Below are 8,186 nucleotides of genomic sequence, written 5' to 3'. Positions count from 1 at the left end.
AGCACCGTGTTTTTCGCCGTGATCAACTGGATCAAGGTGCCGGCCTTTTGGGCGCTGGGCGCCTTCACACCAGCAAATCTGTGGCTGGCCGCGGTGCTGATGCCGGCGGCGCTGCTTTCCACCTGGGCCGGCACGGTTCTGGTCAGGCGGATTGATGGCCCGCGCTTTTATGCCATGATGCACGCATTGATGATCTTGGTTGGGGGCAAATTGGTATGGGACGGATTTTCGGGACTGTAATCGCGGCCGTGCTCGCGAACCCGGCAGCGGCGGCGCCGGTTGATCTGGTCGCGCTCTACAAGGATCTGCACACCCACCCGGAACTCAGCTTTCAGGAAGTGCGCTCGGCCGGCATTCTCGCTGCCGAAGCCCGCGCCGCTGGTTTCGAGGTGACCGAAAAAGTCGGCCGCACCGGCATCGTGGCCGTGCTGAAAAACGGCAAGGGCCCCACATTGCTGATCCGCGCCGATATGGATGGCCTGCCGGTGAAGGAAGCCACCGGGCTGCCCTATGCCAGCACCGCGACGGGCAATTATGGCGATGGGCCGATGACGCCGGTGATGCACGCCTGCGGGCACGATATCCACATGAGCGTGTGGGTGGGCACGGCGCGCTGGCTGGCGGAGAATCGCAAGGCCTGGCGCGGCACGGTGGTGATGGTGGGCCAGCCGGCTGAGGAAGGGCTGGGCGGCGCGCGGGCGATGATCGCCGATGGGCTGTTCACGCGTTTCCCCAAGCCGGATTATGCAGTGGCCCTCCCCGATAGCAGCGGCATCCCCGCCGGCACGGTGAGCGTGCCGCAACTGCGCGCGCTGTCTATCTCCACCTCGATGGACATGCTGGTGCGCGGCGTTGGCGGCCACGGCGCCTATCCGGCCAGCACGAAAGACCCGGTGGCGCTGGCGGCCCGCATCGTCACCGCGCTGCAACCGCTGATTTCCCGCGAGAATGATCCGTTCCAGCCCGCGGTGATCACCGTGGGCAGCATCCACGGCGGCACCAAGCATAATATCATCCCCGACGAGGTGAAGCTGCAGCTGACGATCCGCAGTTACGATCCCAAACAACAGCAGCGCCTTCTGGATGGCATTGCCCGCGTGGCAAAGGGCGAGGCGATTGCCGCCGGCCTGCCCGACGCGCTGATGCCGGTGATCAATCACACCGGCTTTGGCGTGCCGACCCTGAATGATCCGGCGCTGGCGGCCCGCATCAAGGCGCAGTTTGAAGCGAAATTGGGCAAGACGCGGGTGATCGATCTCGATCCGTCGATGGCGTCGGAGGATTTCCAGTATTTCGGGCTGGAGGCCAAGGCGCCGTCGGTGATCTTCTGGCTGGGCGGTGTGGGCCAGGCGCAATGGGATGCGGCGCAAAAAGGCGGGCCGGCGATCCCCAGCCTGCACAACAGCGGCTGGGCCCCCGATCCGGCGCCAACCATCGCAACGGGCGTGGAAAGCATGGCGGCGGCGGCGGTGTTGCTGTTGCCGGTGAAGTGAGTGTTTGCGGAACGACCCCACCCCCAACCCCTCCCCTAAAGGAGAGGGGGGCCGCGCTTTCTCCCCTCCCCTTTAGGGGAGGGGTTGGGGGTGGGGAAGGCCTGAAGCGCCCCCTCAAAATGCCCAAGCGCCGAATCGCCCCAAGGGCGTGCTACAACCTGCGCCATCACCACAGCTGGGGAGGCTGAGCCATGCGCGACTACACCAAATTCTATATCGACGGCCTATGGGTGGATCCGGCGGTGCCGAAGCAGCTGGACGTGATCAACCCGGCAACCGAAGCCGTGGCCGGCGTGATCTCGATGGGCACCGCTGCCGATGCCGACCGCGCGGTCATGGCCGCCCGCAAGGCGTTCCCGGGTTATTCACAAACCAGCCGCGCCGACCGGGTTGAATTGCTGCAGAACATCCTGGCGAAATATCAGGAGCGTTTTGCCGAAATCGCCGCAGCCATTACCGAGGAAATGGGTGCACCGGGCTGGCTGGCCATGCAGGCGCAGGCCGCAATCGGTGTTGGCCACCTGATGACCGGCATCGAGGTGCTGAAGAATTACGAGTTCGAAAAGCTGCGCGGCACCACGCTCATCACCCATGAACCCATCGGCGTGTGCGCCTTCATCACACCGTGGAACTGGCCGATCAACCAGATCGCCTGCAAAGTGGTGCCGGCGATCGCCACCGGTTGCACCATGGTGCTCAAGCCGTCGGAAATCGCGCCGTTCTCGGCGATCCTGTGGGCCGAAGTCATGCACGCCGCCGGCGTGCCAGCCGGTGTCTTCAACCTGGTCAACGGCGACGGCCCCACCGTGGGCGCAGCGTTGTCCTCGCACCGCGAAGTGGACATGGTGAGCTTCACCGGCAGCACCCGCGCCGGCATTGAAGTTGCCCGCAATGCCGCACCGACGGTCAAGCGTGTCCATCAGGAACTTGGCGGCAAGTCGCCCAACATCATTCTTGACGATGCTGATCTGCAGGTCGCCGTTGCCGGCGGCGTCAAGTCGGTGATGATGAACAGCGGCCAGTCGTGCAATGCTCCAACGCGCATGCTGATCCCGGCCGCCAAGATGGAGGCGGCCAAGGCCATTGCCAAGGCCGCTGCCGAAGCCACCACAGTCGGTTCGCCCGATGGCAATGCCGCGATGGGGCCTGTTGTCAGCGAGACGCAGTGGACGAAGATCCAGGGGTTGATCCAGAAGGGCATCGACGAAGGCGCGACGCTGGTCAGCGGCGGCACCGGTCGCCCGGATGGTCTCGACAAGGGCTATTATGTCAAGCCGACGATCTTTGCCGATGTCAGCAACGACATGACCATCGCTCGTGAGGAAATCTTTGGCCCGGTGCTGGCGATGCTGCCCTACCAGTCCGAGGAACAGGCCGTGGCGATCGCCAATGATACGGTCTACGGCCTTGCTGGCTATATCTCGGGCGAGCCGGAACACGCCCGCAAGGTCGCGCGCCAGTTGCGGACTGGCCAGGTCAACATCAACCAGGCCCCCGGTGACATGATGGCGCCGTTCGGCGGCTACAAACAGTCGGGCAATGGCCGCGAATGGGGCGATCATGCCTTCACCGACTTCCTTGAAACCAAGGCTATCATTGGCTGGGGCGAAGCGGCGACAGCGGCAGAATAATCGTCAACGCCGTGCGCCGGCGGCGCACGGCGGCGATGTCTGGGGGGATTATCATGGCAGCCTATATTGTATTCACGCGCGAACGTTTGCGCGATCCGGTCGCGTTTGGCGCTTATGGTGAAAAGGCCGGCGGCACGCTCGCCGGGCACACCGCCAAGCCGCTTGCCTTCTATGGCGCCCACGAAACGCTTGAAGGCGCGCCGATCGAAGGTGCCGTGATCGTGGAATTCCCCGACACCGCAGCAGCCAAGGCCTGGTACAACAGCCCAGCCTATCAGGATGCCGTGAAGCATCGCTTCGCCGGTGCCGATTATCGCGTTTTCATCACCGAAGGTCTCTAACGCCATGGCTCTGCGCACTGTCATCTGTGATCTTCTCGGCGTCGAACACCCTGTGCTGCTCGCCGGCATGGGCGGCGTTTCCTATGCCGAAGTCTGTGCCGCCGTGTCCGACGCTGGCGGTTTCGGTTCGTTGGGCATGGCCGGCCTGCCGCCCAAGTTCATCGCCGATCAGATGGCGCGCGTGAAGGATCTGACCGACAAGCCGTTCGGCGTCGATCTGCTAACCGCCCAGCCCGAAACGCTCACCGCCAGTGTGGATGTGATCATCAAGGGCGGCGCCAAGGCGTTCATCGCTGGCCTGGGCGTGCCGGTGGCAATCATCACCGAACTGAAACAGGCCGGCATCGTCGTGATGTGCATGGCCGGCAATGTGAAGCACGCCGTGAAAGCCGCTGAAGCCGGCTGCGACGTGATCATCGCGCAAGGCACCGAAGCCGGCGGCCATACCGGCAGCATCGCGTCGGTCGCGCTGTGGCCGCAGTGCGTGGACGCCGTTGATATTCCGGTGGTGGCGGCGGGCGGCCTTTATGACGGGCGCGGGCTCGCCGCGGCGCTGGCCTTTGGCTGTGTCGGCGTGTGGATGGGCACTCGCTTCATCGCCAGCCACGAGGCGCACGCTGGCCAGAAGTACAAGGATGCCATCGTCGGCATGAGCGAGAGCGACACGGTGATCAGCAAGGTGTTCACCGGCAAGACGTTGCGCGCCATCGTTAACGATTCGAACCGCGATTTCGACAATCGCAATGCCAAACCGTTTGCCGCACAGGTGATGGAATCGGTGCAGCTGAACCGCCTTGGGCCGATTGCTGGCGTGCTCGACGTGATCCCCGAAACCCAGTGCCTGGCTGCCGGCCAGGGCGGCGGCGGCATCACTGAGATTTTGCCGGCCGGTGAAATCGTGCGCCGCACGGTAGCTGAGGCGCAGGCCGCTTTGGCCAGCCTGAGGAGCTTGGGCTGATGCGTGCCTTTCTGATTGCCGCTTTGCTCGCCACGCCGGCGCTCGCCGCCGAACCGCAAGGCGGCCCGGTGTTCGCCGGTTTTGGCAAGCATACGCCGGTCGAACATGATGTCGCCATCCCCAAGGGCATGGTGCTGCGTCATGTTTATGACGTGCAGCCAGCCACGCCCGGCAAGCGTAATCCCGGTTTTGAAACGGCCGCCCGCTTCATCAACAGCCATGTCGCCAATGGCATGGCCGAACGAGATGTGGCGGTGGCGGTGGTGGTGCATGGTTCGGCCATCGCCGAACTGACGAAGCCCGAAGTCTACGCCGCCCGCAATCCCGGCACGACCAACGCCAGCGAAGCCATGGTCAAGGAAATGCTGGCCAAGGGCGTGCGCTTTGTCGTCTGCGGGCAGGCTGCAAACGCCATGGGCATCAAGAAGGCCGATCTGCTGCCGGGCGTCGAACTGGCCATTTCAGCCAGCAGCGCCCACGCCATATTGCAGGCGCAGGGCTATACACTCAATCCGTTCTGAAAGGCCCCGCCATGCTGCGCGCTGTCGTCCTTCTCTTTTTCCTGATGGCCGCCCCGGCGTTGGCGCAATCGCGTGAAGGCTTTGGCCCTGGCCCGGTGCTGCCCGATGTCGGCCCGATCGCGCCGGTGCAGAGCGATCTGGCGCTGCCCAAGGGCACCAAGTTCAAGATCGCCTTCGATCTGCACACCCGCGCCGAAGCCGACAAGCTCAGCCGCCAGATCGAAACAGCGGCGCGCACGCTTAATATGCATGTTGCCGCCGGGGTGCCCAAGGAAGATGTGCAGATCGTGCTGATCGCTCACGGCCCGGCCGCACAGGATCTGTTGAACCCGGAAAGCTATGCCAAACGCACCGATGGCAAGGCCAACAACAGCCTGGATGCCGTGAAGAAGCTGCTGGGCGCCGGCGTGGAAATCTATTTGTGCGGCCAGACCGCAGCCAGCCAGAAGATCAGCAAGGCCGATCTGATCCCCGGTGTGAAGATGTCGCTTTCGGCGATCACCGCCCATGCCATCTATCAGCAACGCGGCTATACGCTGAACCCGTTCTAACCCTTCAGGCTTGGCGCCCGCGCTGCGGCTTCGCCGGCGTCCACCTCCGGGCCGGGCACGCCTGAATCGACCCGGCCTGCCGCCGCCATGTGAATGGCCTTGCGGATGCGCGGGTAGGTGCCGCAGCGGCACAGGTTGGTGATGGCGGCGTTGATGTCGTCATCCGACGGATTGGGTTTTTCCTTCAGCAGCGCCGCCGCCGCCATGATCATGCCCGACTGGCAATAACCGCACTGCGGCACCTGAACGGCGATCCACGCCTGTTGCAACGGGTGGTCGCGGTTGTCGGACAGGCCTTCGATGGTGGTGACGAAGGTGCCTTCCAGTTCGGCGATGCTCACCTGGCAGCTGCGGGTCGGCTTGCCGTCGACATGCACGGTGCACGCGCCGCACAATCCGGCGCCGCAGCCATATTTGGTGCCGGTCAACCCCGCTGCATCGCGCAGGGCCCACAGCAGCGGCGTATCGGGCTGCATCAGAAATTCGACAGGATTGCCGTTGACGGTGAACTTGGTCATTCCTCTCCCATAGACTCTGGGAGGCCGCGATGGAACTGAAGACCCTCGATTACAGTGTTGCCGACGGCATCGCCCGCATCACCCTGTGCCGCCCGACCGAGCTGAACACCATGAACGGCGATTTCTGGCCGGAAATGGTGCAGGTGTTCCGCGCTATCGAGCACGACATGGATGTGCGCTGCGTCATCCTCGCGTCGACCGGCAAGCATTTCACCGCCGGCCTTGATCTGAACTGGGCCGGCCAGAATGCAGCGGCCAGCCCGGGCGGCGATTTGGGCCGGCAGCGCGAAGCCTTCCGCCGCCACGTGAAGGAGCTGCAGGAAAGCTTCAACGTCATCGACAATTGCCGGGTGCCGGTAATCGTCGTCACCCAGGGCGGCTGCATCGGCGGCGGCGTCGATCTGGTGACGGCCTGCGATATCCGCATCTGTTCATCCGATGCCTATTTCACCATTCAGGAAATCAATGTCGCTATCGTTGCCGATGTCGGCACGCTGCAGCGCATTCCGCATCTGCTGCCGCAGGGGTTGATCCGCGAACTGGCCTATACTGGCCGCAAGTTCCCGGCCGCCGAAGCTGCGAAACATGGCTTCGTCAACAAGGTCGAAGACAGCCACGCCGACGCTCTGGCTGCTGCTGAGGTGATGGGACGCGAAATCTGCGCCAAATCCCCGCTGGCCATTACCGGCATCAAGCAGGTGCTCAACTATGGCCGCGATCACAGTGTGGCCGATGGCCTTGAATATGTGGCGGTCTGGAATGCCGGCATGTTGCAGGGCGAGGACATGAGGGAAGCCGTGAAAGCGCAGATGACGCGGCAATCTGCTGCATTTTCCAACCTGAAAGCCTGATAATTGGACGGGGTGCGGCCCCATTGCCGCTTGCCTGCTGCGTTGCAGCGCGCCATAGGAGCGTCGTCATTTGGCGGACGAGTCCGCCCGTTTCAGGCCAGGGGCAGTATGCGCCGTATATTCTCGATTATCTCCTTCGCCGTCGCGATGAGCGCTTCGGTTCGCAGTTTTGCACAGGAAGCCGTTGCGGCTGTCCCCGTGCCGCCGGTGGCCACCACCGCGGTGCCGGCTGCCGTTCCGGCGCTCATGGCGCCGTCGGCTGAATATGGCGTGCCGCGCGGTGGCTGGGATCTGCAGCTGCCCGTCACCGATATCGCGGTGGAAGCCCACAACATGATCAACTGGGTTCTCAACCCGGTGATGGCCGGTGTGACGGTGTTCGTGCTGGGGCTGCTGGCGTGGACGATGTTCCGTTATCGCGCCGCCGCCAACCCGGTGCCGTCAACCAACAGCCACAACACCACGATCGAAGTGATCTGGACCGTGGTGCCGGCGCTGATCCTGGTGGTCATCGCCTTCCCCAGCTTCCGTTTGCTGGCCAATCAATATGATCCGCCCAAGGCTGATCTGACCATCAAGGCCATCGGCCACCAGTGGTACTGGGAATATGAATATCCCGATCAGGGCGGTTTCACCTTTGATTCGGTGATGCTCACCAACGAGGAAGCCGCCGCCCGCGGTACGCCCAAGCTGCTGGATGTCGATAACCGCGTTGTGGTGCCGGTGGGTGCCACCGTGAAGATCCTGACCACGGCGGCCGACGTGATCCACAGTTTTGCCATGCCCGCCTTCTATGTGAAGATGGATGCTGTGCCGGGCCGCATCAACGAAACATGGTTCAAGACCGATCGCCCCGGCGTGTATTTTGGCCAGTGCAGCGAGCTGTGTGGCACCAAGCATGCTTATATGCCGATCGCCATCGAAGTGCTGCCGAAGGCGCAGTTCGATGCCTGGGTTGCGGCCAAGCAGAAGGAAAACGGCATTGAGCCGAAAGCGGCCGCAGCCGCTCCTGCCGAAGCTGCTGCCCCCGCCGCCGTTGCCGCTGCTGCTGCCCCTGTCGCTGATGCGGCTGCGGCCGCGCCGGCTGTCCAGTAAGATTCGAGAAGAGGACCCGTATCATGGCTCACGCCGCAACCGCCGGTGCTCATGACCACGCTCATGACCAACAGCTCGGCTTCATCCAGCGCTGGCTCTTTTCGACCAACCACAAGGATATCGGGACGCTCTACCTGATCTTCGCGATCATCGCCGGCACCATCGGCGGCGCGATTTCGGGTGTGATGCGCCTCGAACTGGCGCAGCCGGGTATCCAGTGGCTCACC

Annotated in this window: 9 protein-coding genes and 2 pseudogenes; 10 read left to right on the top strand and 1 reads right to left on the bottom strand. The window is 63.6% G+C overall.

What is annotated here, in order from left to right:
- The 7 genes and pseudogenes from RMO81_RS08915 to RMO81_RS08885 all read left to right on the top strand — a co-directional run.
- Nucleotides 1-240, top strand: a pseudogene (locus tag RMO81_RS08915) (sulfite exporter TauE/SafE family protein); the annotation flags it as partial.
- The gene (locus RMO81_RS08910; protein ID WP_409049601.1) at nucleotides 216-1,493 is read left to right on the top strand and encodes an amidohydrolase; all 1,278 of its coding nucleotides are present in this window, start codon (nucleotides 216-218) and stop codon (nucleotides 1,491-1,493) included. The pseudogene RMO81_RS08915 and the gene RMO81_RS08910, both read left to right, overlap by 25 nt.
- Nucleotides 1,494-1,684: 191 nt before the next feature.
- A complete protein-coding gene (locus RMO81_RS08905; protein WP_310475477.1) occupies nucleotides 1,685-3,124 on the top strand; it encodes an aldehyde dehydrogenase family protein in 1,440 nt (479 codons plus the stop codon).
- A 53-nt stretch (nucleotides 3,125-3,177) separates the two neighbouring features.
- Nucleotides 3,178-3,465 carry a DUF1330 domain-containing protein gene (locus RMO81_RS08900; protein WP_310475476.1) on the top strand — a complete coding sequence of 96 codons (288 nt, stop codon included), beginning with the start codon at nucleotides 3,178-3,180 and terminating at the stop codon, nucleotides 3,463-3,465.
- Nucleotides 3,466-3,469: 4 nt separating this feature from the next.
- The gene (locus RMO81_RS08895) at nucleotides 3,470-4,423 is read left to right on the top strand and encodes a nitronate monooxygenase (RefSeq protein WP_310475475.1); all 954 of its coding nucleotides are present in this window, start codon (nucleotides 3,470-3,472) and stop codon (nucleotides 4,421-4,423) included.
- The gene (locus tag RMO81_RS08890; protein WP_310475474.1) at nucleotides 4,423-4,944 is read left to right on the top strand and encodes a DsrE family protein; all 522 of its coding nucleotides are present in this window, start codon (nucleotides 4,423-4,425) and stop codon (nucleotides 4,942-4,944) included. Before RMO81_RS08895 ends, RMO81_RS08890 begins: the two co-directional genes overlap by 1 nt.
- Before the next feature lie 11 nt (nucleotides 4,945-4,955).
- Nucleotides 4,956-5,495: a DsrE family protein gene (locus RMO81_RS08885; protein ID WP_310475473.1), complete on the top strand. Its 540-nt coding sequence runs from the start codon at nucleotides 4,956-4,958 to the stop codon at nucleotides 5,493-5,495.
- Here the strand turns inward: RMO81_RS08885 and RMO81_RS08880 are convergent.
- On the bottom strand, nucleotides 5,492-6,013 hold the full coding sequence (locus RMO81_RS08880; protein WP_310475472.1) for a 2Fe-2S iron-sulfur cluster-binding protein: 522 nt from the start codon (nucleotides 6,011-6,013) through the stop codon (nucleotides 5,492-5,494). The genes RMO81_RS08885 and RMO81_RS08880 overlap by 4 nt on opposite strands.
- A gap of 29 nt (nucleotides 6,014-6,042) precedes the next feature.
- Here RMO81_RS08880 and RMO81_RS08875 point away from each other — a divergent pair, with 29 nt between their 5' ends.
- The 3 genes and pseudogenes from RMO81_RS08875 to RMO81_RS08865 form a co-directional block, all read left to right on the top strand.
- On the top strand, nucleotides 6,043-6,864 hold the full coding sequence (locus RMO81_RS08875; RefSeq protein ID WP_310475471.1) for a crotonase/enoyl-CoA hydratase family protein: 822 nt from the start codon (nucleotides 6,043-6,045) through the stop codon (nucleotides 6,862-6,864).
- A gap of 147 nt (nucleotides 6,865-7,011) precedes the next feature.
- Complete coding sequence (gene coxB, locus RMO81_RS08870) at nucleotides 7,012-7,959, top strand: cytochrome c oxidase subunit II (protein WP_310475470.1); 948 nt, start codon at nucleotides 7,012-7,014, stop codon at nucleotides 7,957-7,959.
- 23 nt (nucleotides 7,960-7,982) lie between these two features.
- A pseudogene (locus RMO81_RS08865) lies at nucleotides 7,983-8,186 on the top strand (cytochrome c oxidase subunit I); the annotation flags it as partial.

Origin of the sequence: Sandarakinorhabdus sp. (genome assembly GCF_031422795.1) — a bacterium.
Taxonomy (GTDB): Bacteria; Pseudomonadota; Alphaproteobacteria; order Sphingomonadales; family Sphingomonadaceae; genus Sandarakinorhabdus.
The sequence above is the reverse complement of the archived record's forward strand: the minus strand, read 5'-3'. Positions and strand labels throughout refer to the sequence as shown.